Genomic DNA, 19223 nt, shown 5'->3' on the forward strand with positions numbered 1-19223 from the left:
AAGTGTATTCGCTAAAATTTAATTACATACAGAAAAAGCTCTAAGCTTGTATAGGTTTAGGGCTTTTTTAGTGCTTTTAAAATACCTTCTCACAAACCTGTACCCTTTAATCGCGTTGCTTTGTTAGATACCTGCATCTATAGTGAATAAACGCATGATTCGATTATCGAGGATAAGTTGTTGCGCCTTTTCGTTTTAGGTTGGTTGGTGTTATTTGGTTCAACGCAGGCTATGGCTAATGATTTTACATCGTTTGAAGCTAAACTTAACGAAGCCGAAGATTATCTTGTTGTTAATCCCGCACAATCAATAATCATTCTTGAAAATCTCAAAGAACTAAATACAGCTCCTGCTGCGCTATTTATCCGCTGGCATTTGCTTTATGCCCGCACAGCTGTGCCCACAAGTCATTATGATCGGCTTTATAAATCGATTGACGCAATATTTCAGCATCATCAAGCTGACTACTTTAAACAAAAATTGACCACCATAATGAGTGCCTTGGGAATATGGCTTCGCCATGCTGAATATTTAAGCGATGCCCAGCTCTCATTCAAATGTGCTTATAAATATGCGCACAACGATCGCCAACGATTAACTCTCACCAACAGTATGGCGCTGGTTGCTCGCTCGCAAAATGACTTTGCTAAAGCGCGTGCTTTATACTTAAATAATCTTGATCTCACCACGCAATTAAAGCTTCCTAATATAACAGCACTTATAAAAAGTAACTTGGGCTACTTAGCGCTTGATGAAGGCAATGTTACTGATGCTGAACGCTACTTTAGAAGTGCGTTAAGCCTTAACCAAAATATTGATAAACGCGCGGGGCAAATCTCAACCGGGCTTAATTTATTAATGGTCTTTTTAATTCAAGAACATCAGCTTAACTTTGAACGTCTCTATACTCCAACGGCAACTTTAACCCATGCATTTCCCAACGAAGCTAAACAAGCACAGCTACTTTGGCTTGAATTAGGCTACAAAAATTTAACTGGCGATTTCATAAGTCAAAAAGATAAACATCAGCTGCAAGCAGCTTACGAGCAATTAGAAAGCGATAAAATGAAACAGCTAGTAGCACATTATCTAGCTAAAAAGCTTGATGTTACTTTAACCCTACCTGAGCCCATTACCACTAAAGATTTTACCAGCCCATGGTTTAACTTAGTAAAGCAATGCAATTGGGAGAAAAGCTTATAGCTTTAAGTTATAAACGTTTATCTGAGCTGAGTTAAACGCCGATGAAATTACACAGGGCTACTCGTCACTGACAGCCGGATTAAAAAGTATGATTTTCAATTTGCTAACACCTATAAATTAACTTTTACCCTCCTTTTTAAAGTATATAAATCAAGCAACTGAATTAGCCAATAAACGGAATATATAATAAGGTAGGCAAGCATACTTGAAAGTTAGCAATTAATATTAAGGATTAATATGACAAAAACAGCTTTACGCTCAACTATTTTGCTACCTGTATTTTTGCCTGCAGTATTTATTATTCTACTTTTGGTAATTGGTACAAGTAGCAACCCTGAACTCGCAGGTCAGGCATTTAGTGTTGCCCTTGCGTGGATAACAGAAACCTTTGGCTGGTTTTATATGTTATCAGTCGCTATCTTCTTGGTATTTATTGTGTGTGTCGCCGCCTCCAGTTGGGGGAATATAAAACTAGGCCCCGATCATGCACAGCCGCAATACAGCTTTGGTGAGTGGTTTGCCATGCTATTTTCTGCCGGTTACGGCGTAGCGCTACTTTATTTTGGTGTAGCCGAGCCAGTACTGCATTACGCATCCCCGCCATCGGGCGCGGCTGAAACCGTGGATGCCGCTAAGCAAGCAATGCAAATTGCCTTTTTCCATTGGGGATTTCATATTTGGGCTATTTATGGAATTGTTGGTTTAGTGCTAGCTTATTTTGCCTTTCGTCATGGTCTGCCGCTGTCTATTCGTTCAGCCTTGTATCCACTAATTGGTGATAAAATATATGGTCCTATCGGTCATACCGTTGATGTATTTGCCATACTAGGCACCTTATTTGGTATTGCGACCACACTCGGACTTTCGGTGACTCAAATCAACGCGGGGCTACACTATTTATGGCCCGATATTCCTATTAATACCACAGTACAAATTACCGCGATTGCTATTATTACCGCCGCAGCAACCCTCTCTGTAATCGCAGGGATGGATAAAGGGGTAAAACGTTTATCAATCGTGAATATGACCTTAGCGGTTTCATTAATGGCCTTTGTATTTTTTATTGGCCCAACTATTCATATTTTAGAATCGTTTTTACAAAACACCGGCAGTTATCTTAGTGGTATTGTTGAGCGGACCTTTAACTTACAAGCCTATAGTCGCAGTGATTGGATTGGGAACTGGACTTTATTTATATTTGGCTGGACGATTGCGTGGGCGCCGTTTGTTGGGATGTTTATCGCAAAAATTAGCCGCGGTAGAACTATTAGGCAATTTGTTGTTGGCGTAATGTTAGTCCCCACTATTTTTACCTTTTTATGGTTTTCAGTGTTTGGTGATACCGCACTTAACTTAATTATGAATGAGGGATTTGATACCCTTATTGGCGATGTACAAGCAAATCATGCCGTCGCATTATTTCAATTATTTGAAGTGTTACCGCTGTCATTTTTCATTTCACTGCTCACTGTCATTTTGATCATAACTTTTTTTGTTACATCATCTGATTCAGGCTCTTTAGTCATTGATTCACTCGCCTCTGGAGGAAGCATTAATACGCCGGCTTGGCAACGCGTGTTTTGGGCGGTACTTGAAGGTGCTGTGGCGGCTGTTTTATTAGTGGCAGGCGGACTAAGTGCGCTGCAAACCATGACCATAGCCAGTGCCTTACCCTTTGCTATTATTATGCTAATTGCCACTGCGGGGCTTTGGCGAGCGCTAAGAATTGAGGGCCATCGCGATACCAGCCTACAAGCACATTCACTCAATAGTCGTAATATTGATCTATCCCATTGGAAACGCCGTTTAGCGGCTATGGTTAATTACCCCAATAAAGAAAAAGTACATACTTTTATTGGTAGCGTAGTCGTTGAGGCAATGAAAGCCGTACAAGCAGAATTGAAATCTCGACAATGGCATGCTGTGGTGGAATTTGATACTGATTTAGGACGCGCTCATTTAACTGTACTACGCCATGAGCATGTTGATTTTGTTTATGACATTCGCCTTACCGAGCACCCTATGCCGAGCTTTGCTTACTCAGAGCTGCGCCCTGATAACGACAATACTGAAATGTATTATAAGGCCGACGTGTTTTTACGTCGTGGTGGTCTGTCGTACGATGTTTATGGCTACAATGAAGATGATATTGTGAAGGATATTCTTGATCAGTTTGAGAACTACTTACACTTTTTAGGTAACAGCCCCGGCGAACTACCTTGGGATATGGCTGAGCATGATGACATGTTAAATACCGATAAAGCTTAACTGATACTGCCAGTATTGATAAAACGGTAATTAAAAATAAAAAAGGCACTGTAAAGTGCCTTTTTATTTACTCAAATCTAATTAATTACAGCGCGTTAAATACATCATCTGTTTTAGCAGCGCAAATGAAGTCATTTTTATGCAGACCTTTAATTGAATGGCTCCACCAAGTCACGGTTACTTTGCCCCATTCGGTTAATAGACCTGGGTGATGCCCTTCGTCTTCAGCCATATCACCTACCTTATTAGTAAACGCAATGGCTTGTTTAAAGTTTTTAAACTTATAAACGCGCTCTAACTGCATAATACCGTCGCGTACTTCTGGCACCCAGTCAGGGATTTTTTTAATTAATTCAGCCAATTCAGCATCAGATACTTTTGGCGCATCTGCATGACAGGCTTCACATTTTTGTGCACTTAATGAAGACATTTTAAATCCTTAGTTTAGCGTTACTTTTTTCAAAAATTAACTAGCTAATTTTTCTTTTGGAGGAAACTTAGGGTCGTGCAAACCAAGTGATTTAGCTTGCTCAACTAAAGTCATTATATCCATTTGAGATATTTCAAACAGATCATGAATCGAATTAATCGTGTAATACAATGGTTGCATAATGTCTATACGGTACGGTGTACGTAGCACATCTAGCACATTCATTGGATTAATCTCTGGTGTATCTGAATACACGTATTGGGTTTCCCCTGGGCTTGATAAAATACCGCCACCGTAAATACGTAATCCTTTTTTAGTTTGCATCAAACCAAACTCAACGGTAAACCAGTACATGCGCGCTAAATAAACGCGGTCTTTTTTCTCTGCCGCGTATCCTAGTTGCCCGTACTTATGGGTAAATTCTGCAAAGTCAGGATTGGTTAGCATGGCACAATGACCAAATATCTCATGAAAAATATCGGGTTCTTGTAAGTAGTCAAATTCTTCACGGCTACGAATGAAGGTAGCTACAGGAAATTGCTTGTTAGCGAGTAACCTAAAAAACTCATCAAAATCGATAAGTGCAGGTACAGGTGCAACCTGCCAACCTGTGGTTGCTAAAAGTACTTCGTTTAGCTCACTCAGCTGTGGGATACGATCATGAGGCAAATTGATTTTTTTCAATCCTTCCATGTACTCATCACAGGCTTTGCCTTCTATGCACGCAAGTTGGCGTGCTACAAGCTCAGACCAAATTTTATTTTCTTCATCGCTCCAATGTATAACCCCATTTTCATCAGGTGTTTTGGAGGTGTAATTACTTGCTTTAGCCATAAATACCTTCTTTGGGATAAAACCCTAAATCGGTGTCAAAATAACAGCCAAATGCTTGGCTATTCGATGTAGCCATACTATGCAAAAGTGAACAAAAGTTTAATAGCTTGACGCAGATCAATACTTTTGCAGATCACACAGATCGTAAATTTAAAATTACACTAGAGCAAAGATAAAAACACAGCCCATTCTTAATAGTACCCACAGGAAGAATTTAATGTAACCATTAATTTACACCTCAAGATATTTTAGTAAATGCTTGGTTGAGATCGTTAATAATATCGTTAACATCTTCAAGTCCAACTGATAAACGAATTAAACCATCACTAATTCCAGCTGCTAGTCTTTCTTCGGGAGTGTATGGCGAATGCGTCATTGATGCAGGGTGTTGAATGAGCGTTTCAGCATCGCCTAAGCTAACCGCTAATGTGCACAGTTGCATACTATCAATAAAATGCTCACCGTCGGTTAAGCTCCCTTTAATTTCAAAGGCAATAACACCGCCAGCCGCTTTCATTTGCTTACCAATATACTTGTAACCCGGGTGAGACTTAAGCCCAGGGTAATACACTTTATTTACTTGCGGATGAGCCTCTAAATATTCAGCAATCGTTTGCGCACTTTGGCAATGGCGTTCTATGCGAATAGCTAAAGTTTTTAAGCCGCGATTTATTAACCACGCATCGTGTGGACTAATAGTGGCACCAATATCTTTAAGCACGGTCATTTTAATCTGTGTAATATGCTCAAGTGAACCACACACAATACCCGCAACAACATCGCCGTGACCATTTAAATACTTGGTCGCGCTATGCATTATAATATCGATACCGTACTTTTTTGGTGACTGCAGCAGCGGGGTTAAAAACGTATTGTCGACCACACTCAGTAAATTATGCTGTTTAGCAACATCGCCAATAAGTGCTAAATCAATCACTGCCATGGTTGGATTGATTGGTGTTTCTACAAATATCATTTTTGAGTTAGGTTTAATGGCTGCGCGCAGTTCACTCTCATTGGTCATATCAACAAAGGTGACTTCAATTCCCCATCGCGGCAACATATGCGAAAAAAAAGCAAAGGTGCAGCCATACAGAGCGCTTGATGCAATTAAGTGATCGCCTTGCGATAGGAAGCTTAGTACCGAAGCCGATACAGCCCCCATACCTGTTGCCGTGGCGGCGGCGGCCTCACAGCCTTCTAATTGCGCCACTTTTTGCTCAAGTTCAGTAGTGGTAGGGTTACCCAAACGCGTATAAATATAACCTGGCTCATCGCCAGCAAACCGTGCAGCACCTTGGGCGGCACTTTCAAAATGAAACGTAGACGTTTGATACAAAGGTGAGGTTAATGCGCCATGGGGGTCGTTTGCTTTTTGTGGGCCATGGATACATTGGGTATTTTGATGATGCTTGCTCATTGTGTGTTCTCGTTTTTATTATGTGTGTCAATAGCATAAATAAAACGCACCGCACTTAAAATCACAAGCATGCCGGATGCTCAGATGGCTATTTGTGCAAACTTTACCCAAAAAGCTGTACACAAATATTGCCAACGAAGTCTCACTACTTAGTTTCAGCTCCCTTACGGCTCATAATTTTACTCGCAATCCCTTGGACTGTGCCTTTTAACAAGCTGCGCTTGTTTTCAAGACGCGGTAAGGGTCGGCTTAACTCCATAGCTTTGTAACCAATACGCGCTGTAAATATACCGGCACTAACACCTTGTGCAGCTCGCCCTGAAAGCTTTCCTAATAATTCAGCACTGAGTGCCGTGGCAGCTAAATCAGAAACGAGCTCTGCACTACCTACAAACATTACTTGCTTAATAAGCATGCGGTAAAGTTTAATGCGGCTGGCATAACCAAAGCCAATGCCATATATTCGGCCTATTTGCTCTATTAATTTAGTGCCACGCCACAGCACAGCCATCATATCTACCAGCGCAATAGGGCTTAGAGCAACTAATAAAGCTGACTCTGTTGCAAAACGGTTTATTAACTTTTTAGCTTGATTGTCTTGCGTTATCAGTAAGCTATTCGCGTACAGAGACATTATTTCTTTGTCACTGTGGTGCGTAGCGACCTGATTTTTAAAGTTTTCGAAATTATCTAATTGCTGATGTTTATTAAGCTTTTCAAGCCAAGGTATCGCCCCGCCTACCTGCTCACTATTGAGCAAACGGTTAGCTTCATGGCGGTGTAGCTGATTACGCTTTAAGCTGCGTAACATTCTATATTCACGCCACAATAAACGCGATATCAGTAGTACACCGGTTATTACAGCGGTTAAGTACACCCCACCTAAAATAACCGACTGCTGAAACGCCAATACAATTGAAAATGCGAACTCAAGTAATATTAAAACCATAAAGCTCAGTGCAAATAGGCCTTTAAGGGTTTGCCACTTAGACTTTTTATATACAGGCTCAATATCGATTTCAGGTTCAATTAGCTCGTCGCTATCTTTGCTAGGCTGCTCACTTTGTCCCTGCTCTACGACTTTAGCCGCTAATAAATCTGGTTCATTTTGCTCAATATTTTGGGCATTAATACGACGCCCAGCTTGAAATTGGTGTGTTGACTCACTCATGTTAACTTATCTCCTAACAAGTACTGCATCACATGGTCTAAGCGAATGTGCTTAAGCTGTTGATCTGGGCTTGGCATAGGTGCAAATGATAAAAACTCAAACCCATGTGCTGGCCACTCACTTTTATTAAGCATTCTGCTCGGCGGCTGAGGAGGCAGGTAAGTTAGCCACTGTTGTTCATCCAATGGTTTGCCATAGATACAGTCGAGTGTTTGCCCCTTATCAACCACTTGGCGGGACACAGTAGCAGCAATTGATGACATCGCCAGTGTTTCTATTTTAACCCCATCAAATTTTAAGTGATTGCTTTGCTCTTTAACTAACGAATCGAGTAACAATGCAAGATCTTTGTGATGCTTCGCACTGATGTGATCGGACTTATTAGCAGCAAATAATATTTTATCTATATTAGGTTTAAACAAGCGTTTAAAAAAACCAGAATCACCATAGCTAAAGTGTGACAATAACTGATTGATCACTCGACTTTGCTCAGCCAACGTTTCATAACCTTCATTTAATGCACTCAGTACATCTACCAAGACGATTTGACGGTCAAAATGGCGAAAATGCTCATTATAAAAAGGTTTAACGACTTCTTTTACGTAAGCATCAAAACGTTTAATTAAATGCGCTAAGTTAGAACCTGCTACTACATCGTCACTTATTTTTTCAGGACTAATTGGAAAAAATAATAATAATGGTGCACCTTGCAAGTCGCCCGGCATTAACATCCGTCCTGGCTGTAACATGGCAAGCTTAGTGTCTTTTTTTAGCCCTACCAACATGGTTTGATAACATCGTGCAATATCAGCCAGTGCGTTTTCATCTACCGGTGCATCTAAATCAAGCTGCTCTATGGATTGCAAAAATTCAGCTGAGCTTTGGTTACGTGGCGTTTGGCTTAGCAATGGATATTGTTGCTCGCACCATTGCTCAAAGCTTTGCGCGAGCATAGGTAGGTCAAGCAACCACTCACCAGGATAGTCAATAATATCTAAATACAGCGTCGATTGTGGTGAGAAATGACCGCGCAGACCCGCGTTGCTTTGATATTTAATCGCCAAACGTAAAGTATTTATTCGCTCGGTAGAAGCGGGCCATGCAGGGTCGCCTTCACTTGGTAGTAAAGCACTTATTGCACGGTTGTAATCAAAAGTGGGAACATTTAATGCCTCTTGCGGCACAATTTTAGTAGCAATGTGGCGGTGTTCACGCATTACATCGAAAAAAGGTAAGTTGTTGTCATCCGCCTGAGAGGTTAAATGCTTAACTAACGCGCTAATAAACGCCGTTTTACCACTGCCGCTCAGCCCTGTTACGGCAAGTTTAACGTGTTGATCTAAACTACGATGCAGGGCTTTTTGTGCTTTGCCTTTAACGCTTTTGAAGGTCTTTTTTGCAAATGATTGGCTCATAAAGTGTTTTGCACCTTAGTTGCCGTCATTGATCAGGCTGCAAACAAGGTGCTTATTAATCCCTTAAAGTTTATTAATTTCACGGCTGACCGTAAACTCGCTTGAAGTAACGTAGCGTTCCATGTTTTGAAGGCGGCTATCTACACGGGTCAATCGCTCTTTTAAGTCTTGAAGCGCACGACGCGGTGGCTCGCCTTTTTGCCATACTTTAAATTTTACTTCTAGCGGATCACCGCCATAGGTTGATTGTGTTTTATTTACAGTACTGGGTTGTTTTTTATCTAAAATAAACCACGCTGCAATATACGCTACCACAAATAATGGGCCACCGGTTAGTAGTACAGCACTAACAAAAATAATGCGAACTAACCATAACTCCATATTAAAGTAGTCACTTAATCCCGCACATACACCGGCAATTTTACCGCGTTGTGGGTCTCTTAATAATTCGCGTTTGGTGTTCATACTTTTTGTCTCCACTGTGGTGACTCTTGATCAAGTAAAGCTTCTAATGTCTCGATTCTATCAGTCATTTTTTCAGCTTTTTGAGCAAGTTCTAATAACTGGTGATGCTCATGCTCGCTTAACCCTTGGCTTACCTGCTTTTTGCTTCGATAGTGTAAAATTAACCACAGTGGTGCAACAAAAATCATAAACAAGATAAAGGGTGCAATTAGTATCTCTGGATCAAACATAATCCTCTCCTGACAATCCGTATTCAATGTTGATGTCAGGGGCACAAGGCCCCTGTTTTATATTTATTTATTCGAGAGTTTCTTTTTAAGTTCAGCTAACTCGTCGTCAATTTTTTCATTCTTTTGTAAATCAGCAATTTCATCTGCTAACGTTTGTTTACCCAAATCATAAGACTCTATTTGAGATTCTAGCCCATCAATTTTGGTTTCGTAACGTTCAAAACGATTAAGTGCATCATCTACTTTAGAACTATCAAGTGCTTTTTTAACCTCAAGGCGCGACTCAGCCGAGCGTTGACGTAAAATAATCGCTTTTTGACGTGCTTTAGCATCCGCTAGTTTCTCTTGTAGCGTAGTCACTTCTTGCTGTAGTTTCTCGATATGAGATTCTACATGATCAAGTTCACTTTCTACTGCAGCGACTGCATCTGCTGATTTTTGCTTTTCAAGTAAAGCTGAGCGAGCTAAATCATCACGATCTTTGCTCAGTGCTAATTCGGCTTTGTCTTGCCAATCGCTTACTTGGGCTTTTAGTGTATCTACGCGACGTACTAATTCTTTTTTCTCAGCAAGGGTTTTTGCTGACGTAGAGCGTACCTCTACAAGTGTATCTTCCATCTCTTGGATAATAAGACGAACCATTTTTTCAGGATCTTCTGCTTTATCTAAAATGGCATTGATATTAGAATTAACAATGTCTGCAAAACGTGAAAAAATTCCCATAACATATACCTCTATTATTTAATCTAAATGTGTCTGCTTTTATTAGTATCAATATGCTTGCCAACTTTTTTAATTTTAAAATAGCAATAAATTTCAAATAGTTATATGCAAATTACAAATTACTTTTGTTATCAATCATAATGAAATACACTAACTGTTAGTAAAAATGACTAAGAGTTAGGAAATATGAGTCAATATCGCCAACAGGATAATTTGCTCGGCCAATCAGACAGCTTTTTATCGGTTCTTGATCAGGTATCGCAGCTAGCAAACCTAGATAAACCCGTACTTATTATTGGTGAACGTGGTACCGGTAAAGAGCTTATTGCAGCACGTTTACACTTTTTATCCAAGCGCTGGGATCAAAGTTACGTCAAACTCAACTGTGCGGCATTAAACGAAAATCTACTCGAAAGTGAATTATTTGGCCATGAAAGTGGTGCATTTACTGGCGCAAGTAAACGCCATGAAGGCCGATTTGAGCGGGCTAATAGCGGCACCTTATTTTTAGATGAGTTGGCAAATACTTCTGCCCTAGTGCAAGAAAAGCTATTAAGGGTAATAGAGTATGGTGAGTTTGAGCGTGTTGGCGGCAAACAAACGGTTAAAGTAGATACGCGCTTAGTCTGTGCGACCAATGAAGACTTACCGCATTTAGCGCAGCAAGGTGAATTTAGAAACGATTTACTCGATAGGCTCGCATTTGATGTGATCACTCTACCGCCACTGCGCGAACGCCAAGACGATATTATGTTACTGGCTGAGCAATTTGCAATGAATATGGCACGCGACTTAGAGTGGGAGCTATTTAGTGGTTTTACTCGCAATGCACAAGAAAGTTTACTTAGTTATGAGTGGCCGGGTAATGTACGTGAGCTTAAAAATGTGGTGGAGCGAAGTCTGTATCGCCACGGCAATGAACACATCCCTGTGCATAAAATTATTTTAGACCCATTCGAAAGCCGCTTTAGACCTAAAGCACGTATTAAACATACACAAGCCCCTGTTGCTGTGCAAAATGAAGTTGTTAATACCCAGCCCACAGAAGCGCCTGTAACACCGAGTTTGAGTAACGCAGAACCTGAGTTTCCTTGTGACTTAAAAACACTCTCTAATGAATTTGAGATCACATTAATAAAAAAAGCATTAGAACATAGCCAATTTAATCAAAAGAAGACTGCAGAAGTACTTGGTTTAACGTATCATCAATTACGTGGTTATTTGAAAAAATACAATTTGCTGGAATAGTAGAGGTTGTGCGGGTGCATAAATTATTACTTGCTTTATTATCATTGAGTTTAGTAGGTTGCATTGATAGTAAAGAAGAAATCTTAGAAGAAAAAAACCAAGGCCTCGTTTATTGCGCTGAGGCAAATCCTGTGTCGTTCAATCCACAAGTCACAACCACAGGATCAACCATCGATATTATTGCTAACCAGTTGTACGACCGGTTAATTAGTATTGACCCTGTGACTGCTGAATTTAAAAGCGAACTTGCCACCGACTGGAAAATTAGCAAAGACGGTAAGTCTGTCACTTTTACTCTGCGCAAAGGGGTTAAATTTCATACCACCGCGTATTTTACTCCAACACGCGAATTTAACGCTGATGATGTCATTTTCACTTTCAGTCGTTTATTTGATGTATACAACCCCTATCACTTTGTCGGTGATGCGAATTATCCCTACTTTCAAAGTGTGGGTATTGACCAACTTATTCGTAAAATTGTCAGGGTGTCTGATCACCAAGTTCGGTTTGAATTATTTAACGCAGAAAGCAGTTTTTTAGCGAATATGGCGACCGATTTCGCCGTGGTGCTTTCTAAAGAATATGCCATGACGCTCAAAGCCAACAATCAAGAAAGCTTATTTGATCAATACCCAGTTGGCACCGGCCCTTATATTTACAAAGAATACCGACGAGACCATTTAGTACGCTTTTATAAAAACGCTGACTATTGGAAACACGAGGTTGCACTTGAGCAGTTGGTGTACGACATTACCCCTAATGGCACCACGCGTATTGCTAAAATTCTTACCAAAGAGTGTGACGTAACTGCACATCCTAGCAGTGCACAGTTAAGTATTTTAGCTCAGCGAGATGATATTAACGTTGAAAGGGAAACCAACTTAAACATAGGTTATTGGGCATTTAATACCGAACGCCCTCCGTTTGATAACTTAAAAGTACGCCAAGCCTTAGTGCATGCCATTGATATAGAAAAAATAATGCAGGCAGTTTACTACGGTAATGGACTTCGTGCGCGGTCAATACTACCCCCCACGTCGTGGGCGTTTGAACCACAAAAGAACATGCCAATTTTCGACCCACAACTGGCAAAAAAACTATTAACTGAAGCGGGTTATGAAAAAGGGTTTGATATGAGCATTTGGGCTATGCCTGTCAGCCGTATTTATAACCCCAATGCACGAAAAATGGCAGAGCTGATGCAAAGCGATTTACGCAAAATTGGCGTTAACGTTAATATTGTCGAGTATGAGTGGAACACCTTTATTCAACGCATAGGCGAGCACCGTCACGACAGTGTATTATTAGGTTGGGCAGCAGATACGCCTGATCCTGATAACTTTTTTAGCCCGTTACTTAGCTGCACCGCGACCTTCAGTGGCAAAAACCCAGCGAACTGGTGTAATCCTGAATTTGATTTACTGTTAACTAAAGCTCTCGATACGACCGATTTAAATTTACGTAAACAATATTACGACGCCGCACAAAGTATGATCATCGAACAATTACCCTTATACCCAATAGCCCACGGCATGCGTTTTCAGGCAAGTAGTGCTGATGTTGAGGGGATCACACTCGGGCCATTTGGCGCTATTTCATTGGCTAACGCGAGGAAGAAGTAATGTTATTCGATTATATTTTACGCCGCCTCGGATTGTTATTTTTCATGGTGTTATTACTGAGTATTTTTACTTTTTCGTTGAGCTACTTATTCCCTGGCGATCCACTGAGTAACTTAAGTGGCATACCAGACACTAACTTTACTCAAAATGCACAGCTAGAAGAAAAGTACCTGTTTAACAGTAACTACTTTATGCAGTACATTGCCTTTGTTGGGCGAATAGTACAAGGCGATTGGGGCGTGTCGTTTGCCTCAGGAGATAGTGTTTTTGCTCACGTGGTTGATTTAATTCCAGCGACCTTAGAGCTGAGTATTTATGCATTAGTCATCTCGGTTGTGGTTGGCGTGCCTGTCGGGATTTTAGCATCGGCTTATCATAAACAATGGCCTGATAAATTAATTAGCTCAACAGCTATGGTTGGCTATTCTATGCCTATTTTTTGGCTCGCGTTATTACTAATTATGGTTTTTTCGCTCAAACTTGGTTGGTTTCCTATGTCGGGGCGAGTGAGCTTATTGTATGAAATACCTGCCAGTACGGGGTTTATCTTACTGGATATTTTACTAGCTGATTTTCCCTACAATGGCATGGCAATGCTTGATGCACTGCATCACCTAACGTTACCCACCATTGTACTGGCTATGTATCCGACTACTGTATTGGTGCGCTTTACTCGCGAGTCAATGTTAAAAGTAATGGATCAAAACTTTATCAAAACAGCTCGCGCCAAAGGCCTTAACCGTGGACAGCTTATTATTCATCACGCCCTGAGAAATGCATTACTGCCGGTTATAAAGCAAATAGGTTTGCAATTTAGCACCTTAATCACCCTTGCTATGATCACCGAGGTTATTTTTTCATGGCCGGGGATTGGCCGTTGGTTAATAGACAGTATTTATCAACGTGACTACCCTGCCATACAAGGGGGGTTAATGGCCGTTTCTTTTTTCATTATTATTGCCACAATTATAGCTGAACTAACATACACCCTACTCGATCCTCTGTCTCGGAACCAAGCGCATGGCAAAGTTTAATTTATTTTCAGAAGATTCAAATAAATCGCCATTAGCGAGACTATGGCGAAAATTTAAAAATAACCATCCTGCTTTGGTGGGTTTATGGGTGTTTATTGCTTTTAGTATATTAGCTGCAACAGCGCCGTTTCTTGCGCCCTATGGAGTAAACCAACAGCACAGTAATGCACTACTGCTGCCACCTTCATGGAATGAAATGGGCGATGTGCGGTTTATTTTAGGCACCGATGACTTAGGCCGAGATGTGCTTTCACGCTTAATGAATGGCGCGACTTATACATTTGGCTTGTCGGTCGTGGCTGCCCTAATTACCACCATAATTGGCGTGTTAGTCGGTACATTTGCTGGTATTAGCAAAGGCATACGCTCTAGCTTTTTGAACCATTTACTTGATGTAACCTTATCTATCCCCTCATTATTATTGGCCATTATTATTATTGCCATACTCGGACCTGGATTAATGAATACCGTTTGGGCAATTATTTTAGCGCTGTTACCACAGTTTATTCATTCCATTAGAAACCTAATCGTTGATGAGCTAGGTAAAGATTATGTCACAGCGTACCGGCTCGATGGAGCCTCTAAGTGGCATATTTTATCGCGAGGTATTTTTCCTAATGTGTATGAATATATTGTGGTTATTTTTACTATGGCACTTTCTACTGCTATTTTAGATATTGCTGCGCTAGGGTTTTTAAAACTTGGCGCACAGCCGCCCACCACTGAATGGGGAGCTATTTTAGCCGAAAACTTAGGGCTTATTTATTTAGCGCCATGGACGGTGGCTCTTCCGGGTGTACTGCTATTTTTAGCCGTTCTTTCAACAAACTTGGTGGGCGATGGACTTCGCAAAGTTTTACAAGCGCGTAAGGCCGATTAAATGCATTTACTAGATATTCGAAACTTAACCATAGAGCTGCAAACGTCTGAAACCGCTATTCGCGCTGTTGACCGGGTAAGTTTTAGTTTAAAAGAAGGTGAAGTACACGCCTTAGTGGGAGAGTCAGGCTCAGGAAAAAGCTTAATTGCAAAAGCCATTGTAGGCGTACTTAACGAACGCTGGGTTATAACCGCCGATAGAATGCATTGGCGCGGTGTTGATTTAATGCGCCTCACACCAGAGCAGCGCCGTAAAACCGTCAGCCAAGACATTGCAATGATTTACCAAGATCCAAGTCGCTGCCTTGACCCTACTGCAAAAATATTTAACCAAATCGCTGAAACACTGCCTGAAGTGGCCGCCAAAGGGTTTTTCTTAAAACGCAACCGAGAGCGTAAAGATCGTGTAAAAGCACTGATACACAAAGTGGGCATTAAAAATCATGAAGCCGTGCTTGATAGCTACCCTCATGAACTCTCTGAAGGCGTTTGTCAAAAAGTCATGATAGCCATGGCCATTGCGCGTACACCTAAATTGCTCATTGCTGATGAACCAACAACCGCATTAGAAAGTACCACTCGTGCGCAGGTATTTCGATTATTAAAAAGTTTGAATCAGCTAAAGAATATGTCTATTTTGATGATTTCCCATGAGCTAGAAGAAATAGTAAATTGGTCACATGGTATTCATGTTTTGTATTGCGGACAAATGGTTGAAGCAGGTCCAACACACCGTATTTTTAGCCAACCTCGTCATCCGTATACGCAAGCTTTACTAAAAAGCCTGCCCGATTATGAGCATGGTTTAGCCCATAAAGAACCCTTTTATGCGCTTAAAGGCACTATTCCAACATTACAACATTTACCGATTGGTTGTCGACTCGGTCCACGTTGCCCACAAGCACAAAAAGAATGTGTGGTTGCGCCTAAACTCTCTAAACACCACGGTCATAGCTACGCCTGTCACTTCCCGCTGATCAAGGAAATAAAATAATGCAGCCACTGTTAAAAGTTCAAGCCTTATCAAAAACCTTTAACATGCGAGCGGGTCTATTTAGCCGTAAAAAGTTTGATGTTTTAAAAAACATCTCATTTTGCATTGGTAAAGGTGAAACAATTGCCATTATTGGTGAAACAGGCTCAGGAAAAAGTACCCTGGCTAAATTATTAGTGGGTGCATACAGTGCCGATAGCGGGCAGATATTATTAGAGAATAACACCATAGAAAACAATGGTAATCGTGATGCGCAGTGTCGTTATATCCGAATGATTTTTCAAGACTCCGCCACCTCATTGAACCCAGCAGTGACCATTGCTGAAATGCTCGATGATTGCCTAAAATTTAATACCGATTTTGATAAAGATCAGCGCAGTGAAAAAATTGGCAGTACTTTACTTAAGGTCGGATTGCTGGTTGATCATCAACAATACTATCCGCATATGTTTAGTGTGGGGCAATTACAGCGTGTAGCGCTCGCTCGCGCACTTATTTTAGATCCCAAGGTCGTTGTACTCGATGAGGCACTTTCGTCGCTTGACCCTTCTGTAAGAGCGCAAATAGTTAACTTATTACTTAAATTACAGCTCGAAACCGGTTTAACCTATATTTTGATCACCCATCACTTAAGTTTAGTGCGCCATATTAGCGACCAATTAGTCGTTCTCAATAAAGGTGAAATTGTTGAATACGGTCCCACTGAAGCTATTTTTCAAAGCCCACAGTCAAAGGTTACTCAACGCTTATTAAGCTGTTAATACAAAAATAAAAAAGGCGCCAATTGGCGCCTTTTATAGTTTAGCTATTATTTATTCCGCAGGTTGCGCTGCTTTTGGTACATTAAGCTCTGCTTGTTGCTTAAGCGACTCAATGAATACCGTATAGTTTTTCTGCGCTTGCGCCATCGTGATATTTTGCTTCATTTGTGGCTCAATGTTGTCACTCACTGGTGCATCATTTACCGCTTTAAGCGCAACAATCGCTGCATCACCATTGTTTAAGTTAACTACATCATATACAGCTGCATCACTAGGATGTGCCATTTTGAATACTTGGGTAACAATAGCAGGCGAAACTGCAAAGCTTTCACGAGTAAGTTGCGACTCTTGACGAACGCTTAGTGATTGCTCAGCAGCCACATCGTTTAAGCTCTTGCCCTCTTTGATTTGTGCAAATAACGTGCGTGCTTTTTCTTTTGCAAGATCCGACGCTTTTTCGTTTACTAAGCGTGTTTTAATTTGCTCGCTTACTTCGCTCAATGCTTTAGTTGCAGCCGGTTGATGCTCGTTAACACGAACCACAATCACGTGCTCATTACCAAGCTCAATTACTTCTGAGTTTACTTTATCTTCTAGTAATTCAACTGATGATAAGGTAGTCACAACCGCTGGGTTATTAAGCGGCTCAGGAAGCGCGCTAAGCGCTAATAGCGGTGTAGATTGTACTTCCACACCCGCCACTTCAGCAGCATCGTCTAAGCGATCAGAAATCTCAAATGCTAACGCCCCCATTTCTGTTTGCTTCTCGTAAAACGCATCCACTTTTTCAGCTTGTTCAAGTTCAGCACGTAAGTCAGCTTTAACCTCATCGAACGGTTTAACTTGTTGAGTTTGTAGATCAGTTAATTTGATGATGTGATAACCAAATTCAGAGGCTACTACATCAGAGTAATCACCTTTGTTTTGCAGTGCAAAAGCAGCATCTTCAAATGCAGGCTCCATGACATCACGTTCAATCCATTCTAGGTCACCACCCATTTCGGCGCTAACAATATCATCTGACGACGATTCAGCTAATTGTGCAAAATCAGCACCCGCATTAAGCTGTGCTAATAAAGACTCAGCTTTCGCTTTTGCCGCATCGTCATCTTCACTGTTATCAATTAAGATATGTGATACACGACGTTTTTCAGGCTCAACATATTGCGCTTTACTCTGCTCATAATATGCTTTTACGTCGTCTTCGCTTACCGATGCAACATCGATATCATCTGCATCTAACTCAATGTAATTAACTGAAATAAGCTCTGGCGATAAAAATTGCCCTGCATTTAATTCGTAATAATCAGCCACTTCTTGATCAGTAACGTCAACATCAGCCTGCATTGCTTGTTTATCAATGACTAAATAATCAATGCTGCGAGTTTGTTGTTGCAGTGCAATGGCTGATTTAAGCTCGTTTTGCAATGCAAAGTCAGTTCCTGCAACCGCTGACACTAACTGGCTTCGTGTCATATCATCACGAAGGTACTCTCGAAATGAATCAGGTTGGAAGTTCATTTGACGAATCACTTGTAAGTAACGGTCGTTATTAAACTGATCGCCAATTTTAAAATAAGGAAGCTCTAAAATTGTTTGACGAATACTTTCATCACTCACACGCAAACCCAGCTCAGTCGCTAACTGGCTTTGTAATTCTTGTTGTACTAAACGGTCAATCACGCCTTGACGTATTTGAGCCATATAAGTTGGATCGGCTGCTATTTGGGTAAAATATTCACCAAATTGTTGTTCTAAGCGGCTACGTTCATTTTGAAACGCACGGCTAAATTCTGTTTGGCTAATTTTAATTCCATTTACTTCAGCAACGGGTTGTTCTGTGGTTTGACCTAAGTAACTACCGATCCCAGCTAAGGCAAAAGATAAAATCACCGCGCCTAAAATGACTTTGGCTACCGGCCCTTGCGAACCTTCTCTGATTTTCTCAAGCATTTGTTTATCTCTTTTCTGACCAAGGTCTTTTCTACCTTGTCATATGTAAAAAAAGCGTATCTTACCAGATACGCTTTTTCACTTGAAGTAACTGGCGGTGAAGTAACTTAATTCATCGATTAGAATAATTAAGCGTATTGTTCACTCGCCATAACTAATTTGTTTACACAGTGATTAGTTTACTGCGTCTTTAAGCGCTTTACCGGCTTTAAAAGCTGGGATGTTAGCAGCAGCAATTTGAATCGTTTCACCAGTTTGTGGGTTACGACCTGCACGAGCAGCACGCTCACGTACAGAGAAAGTACCAAAACCAACAAGTGCAACTGAGTCGCCATCTTTTAGCGCGCCAGATACAGATTCGATGAATGAATCTAGTGCACGACCTGCAGCCGCTTTAGAAATGTCAGCATCAGCTGCGATTTGATCGATTAATTGAGATTTATTCACAATATCATCCTCTTTCATTGTTGTTATCAAGAGCGATTGTTTTTTTAAACTAACATCACTGTTTTGAAATTTTTGAGCATTTATTTAAAGCTCATATGATTATATTTTTCTTAAGCCTAGGCCCTG

The 19223-nt window shown here is 40.8% G+C and carries 18 protein-coding genes; 8 read left to right on the top strand and 10 right to left on the bottom strand.

Going from position 1 to position 19223, the window contains the following annotated elements:
- Positions 1-180 precede the first annotated feature (180 nt).
- The gene (locus tag ACTRWE_RS06100) at positions 181-1203 is read left to right on the top strand and encodes a tetratricopeptide repeat protein (protein ID WP_462879666.1); all 1023 of its coding nucleotides are present in this window, start codon (positions 181-183) and stop codon (positions 1201-1203) included.
- Between the two features lie 237 nt (positions 1204-1440).
- On the top strand, positions 1441-3471 hold the full coding sequence (locus ACTRWE_RS06105) for a BCCT family transporter (RefSeq protein WP_462879668.1): 2031 nt from the start codon (positions 1441-1443) through the stop codon (positions 3469-3471).
- An 85-nt stretch (positions 3472-3556) separates the two neighbouring features.
- On the opposite strand, the gene ACTRWE_RS06110 is transcribed toward ACTRWE_RS06105, so the two are convergent.
- The 8 genes from ACTRWE_RS06110 to pspA all read right to left on the bottom strand — a co-directional run bounded on the left by ACTRWE_RS06110 (position 3557) and on the right by pspA (position 10159).
- On the bottom strand, positions 3557-3901 hold the full coding sequence (locus tag ACTRWE_RS06110; RefSeq protein ID WP_008111000.1) for a 4a-hydroxytetrahydrobiopterin dehydratase: 345 nt from the start codon (positions 3899-3901) through the stop codon (positions 3557-3559).
- A gap of 36 nt (positions 3902-3937) precedes the next feature.
- Complete coding sequence (gene phhA, locus ACTRWE_RS06115) at positions 3938-4735, bottom strand: phenylalanine 4-monooxygenase (protein WP_462879669.1); 798 nt, start codon at positions 4733-4735, stop codon at positions 3938-3940.
- Positions 4736-4973: 238 nt separating this feature from the next.
- Complete coding sequence (gene megL / locus ACTRWE_RS06120; protein ID WP_462879671.1) at positions 4974-6155, bottom strand: methionine gamma-lyase; 1182 nt, start codon at positions 6153-6155, stop codon at positions 4974-4976.
- Between the two features lie 145 nt (positions 6156-6300).
- Positions 6301-7326: a TIGR01620 family protein gene (locus ACTRWE_RS06125; protein ID WP_462879672.1), complete on the bottom strand. Its 1026-nt coding sequence runs from the start codon at positions 7324-7326 to the stop codon at positions 6301-6303.
- Positions 7323-8741, bottom strand: coding sequence for a YcjX family GTP-binding protein (locus ACTRWE_RS06130; protein WP_462879673.1), 1419 nt, complete (start codon positions 8739-8741; stop codon positions 7323-7325). The genes ACTRWE_RS06125 and ACTRWE_RS06130 overlap by 4 nt, the downstream gene beginning before the upstream one ends.
- A gap of 63 nt (positions 8742-8804) precedes the next feature.
- Positions 8805-9206 carry an envelope stress response membrane protein PspC gene (pspC, locus tag ACTRWE_RS06135; RefSeq protein ID WP_010388092.1) on the bottom strand — a complete coding sequence of 134 codons (402 nt, stop codon included), beginning with the start codon at positions 9204-9206 and terminating at the stop codon, positions 8805-8807.
- On the bottom strand, positions 9203-9436 hold the full coding sequence (gene pspB, locus ACTRWE_RS06140; RefSeq protein WP_010388090.1) for an envelope stress response membrane protein PspB: 234 nt from the start codon (positions 9434-9436) through the stop codon (positions 9203-9205). Before pspB ends, pspC begins: the two co-directional genes overlap by 4 nt.
- Before the next feature lie 63 nt (positions 9437-9499).
- Entirely contained in the window at positions 9500-10159 is a 660-nt protein-coding gene (gene pspA, locus ACTRWE_RS06145) for a phage shock protein PspA (protein ID WP_010388087.1), read from the bottom strand.
- A gap of 186 nt (positions 10160-10345) precedes the next feature.
- Here pspA and pspF point away from each other — a divergent pair, with 186 nt between their 5' ends.
- From pspF to ACTRWE_RS06175, 6 genes are read left to right on the top strand one after another with little or no spacing between them, the layout of a single operon-like run.
- Positions 10346-11407: a phage shock protein operon transcriptional activator gene (gene pspF / locus ACTRWE_RS06150; protein ID WP_462879675.1), complete on the top strand. Its 1062-nt coding sequence runs from the start codon at positions 10346-10348 to the stop codon at positions 11405-11407.
- A 14-nt stretch (positions 11408-11421) separates the two neighbouring features.
- Complete coding sequence (locus ACTRWE_RS06155; RefSeq protein WP_462879676.1) at positions 11422-13029, top strand: ABC transporter substrate-binding protein; 1608 nt, start codon at positions 11422-11424, stop codon at positions 13027-13029.
- Positions 13029-14063, top strand: a complete 1035-nt coding sequence (locus tag ACTRWE_RS06160) for an ABC transporter permease subunit (RefSeq protein WP_008111022.1) — start codon at positions 13029-13031, stop codon at positions 14061-14063. The genes ACTRWE_RS06155 and ACTRWE_RS06160 overlap by 1 nt, the downstream gene beginning before the upstream one ends.
- Entirely contained in the window at positions 14050-14943 is an 894-nt protein-coding gene (locus ACTRWE_RS06165; RefSeq protein WP_013465445.1) for an ABC transporter permease subunit, read from the top strand. The genes ACTRWE_RS06160 and ACTRWE_RS06165 overlap by 14 nt, the downstream gene beginning before the upstream one ends.
- Positions 14944-15936: a peptide ABC transporter ATP-binding protein gene (locus ACTRWE_RS06170; RefSeq protein ID WP_024601797.1), complete on the top strand. Its 993-nt coding sequence runs from the start codon at positions 14944-14946 to the stop codon at positions 15934-15936.
- On the top strand, positions 15936-16697 hold the full coding sequence (locus ACTRWE_RS06175) for an ATP-binding cassette domain-containing protein (protein WP_462879677.1): 762 nt from the start codon (positions 15936-15938) through the stop codon (positions 16695-16697). Before ACTRWE_RS06170 ends, ACTRWE_RS06175 begins: the two co-directional genes overlap by 1 nt.
- Positions 16698-16748: 51 nt before the next feature.
- Here ACTRWE_RS06175 and ACTRWE_RS06180 read toward each other — a convergent pair whose 3' ends face one another.
- Both ACTRWE_RS06180 and ACTRWE_RS06185 read right to left on the bottom strand, forming a co-directional pair.
- Positions 16749-18650, bottom strand: coding sequence for a SurA N-terminal domain-containing protein (locus ACTRWE_RS06180; RefSeq protein WP_462879678.1), 1902 nt, complete (start codon positions 18648-18650; stop codon positions 16749-16751).
- A 174-nt stretch (positions 18651-18824) separates the two neighbouring features.
- Entirely contained in the window at positions 18825-19181 is a 357-nt protein-coding gene (locus tag ACTRWE_RS06185; RefSeq protein ID WP_255314649.1) for an HU family DNA-binding protein, read from the bottom strand.
- Positions 19182-19223: the final 42 nt, after the last annotated feature.

The organism is Pseudoalteromonas sp. G5_S1_54_S4, from assembly GCF_054968565.1.

What these genes read in the sequence shown, in the direction of transcription:
- ACTRWE_RS06125 (WP_462879672.1), bottom strand. Translation starts at nt 7,326, where the DNA reads ATGAGTGAGTCAACACACCAATTTCAAGCTGGGCGTCGTATTAATGCC.
- ACTRWE_RS06180 (WP_462879678.1), bottom strand. Translation starts at nt 18,650, where the DNA reads ATGCTTGAGAAAATCAGAGAAGGTTCGCAAGGGCCGGTAGCCAAAGTC.
- ACTRWE_RS06170 (WP_024601797.1), top strand. Translation starts at nt 14,944, where the DNA reads ATGCATTTACTAGATATTCGAAACTTAACCATAGAGCTGCAAACGTCT.
- pspA (WP_010388087.1), bottom strand. Translation starts at nt 10,159, where the DNA reads ATGGGAATTTTTTCACGTTTTGCAGACATTGTTAATTCTAATATCAAT.
- ACTRWE_RS06110 (WP_008111000.1), bottom strand. Translation starts at nt 3,901, where the DNA reads ATGTCTTCATTAAGTGCACAAAAATGTGAAGCCTGTCATGCAGATGCG.
- ACTRWE_RS06105 (WP_462879668.1), top strand. Translation starts at nt 1,441, where the DNA reads ATGACAAAAACAGCTTTACGCTCAACTATTTTGCTACCTGTATTTTTG.
- pspB (WP_010388090.1), bottom strand. Translation starts at nt 9,436, where the DNA reads ATGTTTGATCCAGAGATACTAATTGCACCCTTTATCTTGTTTATGATT.
- ACTRWE_RS06160 (WP_008111022.1), top strand. Translation starts at nt 13,029, where the DNA reads ATGTTATTCGATTATATTTTACGCCGCCTCGGATTGTTATTTTTCATG.
- phhA (WP_462879669.1), bottom strand. Translation starts at nt 4,735, where the DNA reads ATGGCTAAAGCAAGTAATTACACCTCCAAAACACCTGATGAAAATGGG.
- ACTRWE_RS06175 (WP_462879677.1), top strand. Translation starts at nt 15,936, where the DNA reads ATGCAGCCACTGTTAAAAGTTCAAGCCTTATCAAAAACCTTTAACATG.
- pspC (WP_010388092.1), bottom strand. Translation starts at nt 9,206, where the DNA reads ATGAACACCAAACGCGAATTATTAAGAGACCCACAACGCGGTAAAATT.
- pspF (WP_462879675.1), top strand. Translation starts at nt 10,346, where the DNA reads ATGAGTCAATATCGCCAACAGGATAATTTGCTCGGCCAATCAGACAGC.
- ACTRWE_RS06165 (WP_013465445.1), top strand. Translation starts at nt 14,050, where the DNA reads ATGGCAAAGTTTAATTTATTTTCAGAAGATTCAAATAAATCGCCATTA.
- ACTRWE_RS06130 (WP_462879673.1), bottom strand. Translation starts at nt 8,741, where the DNA reads ATGAGCCAATCATTTGCAAAAAAGACCTTCAAAAGCGTTAAAGGCAAA.
- megL (WP_462879671.1), bottom strand. Translation starts at nt 6,155, where the DNA reads ATGAGCAAGCATCATCAAAATACCCAATGTATCCATGGCCCACAAAAA.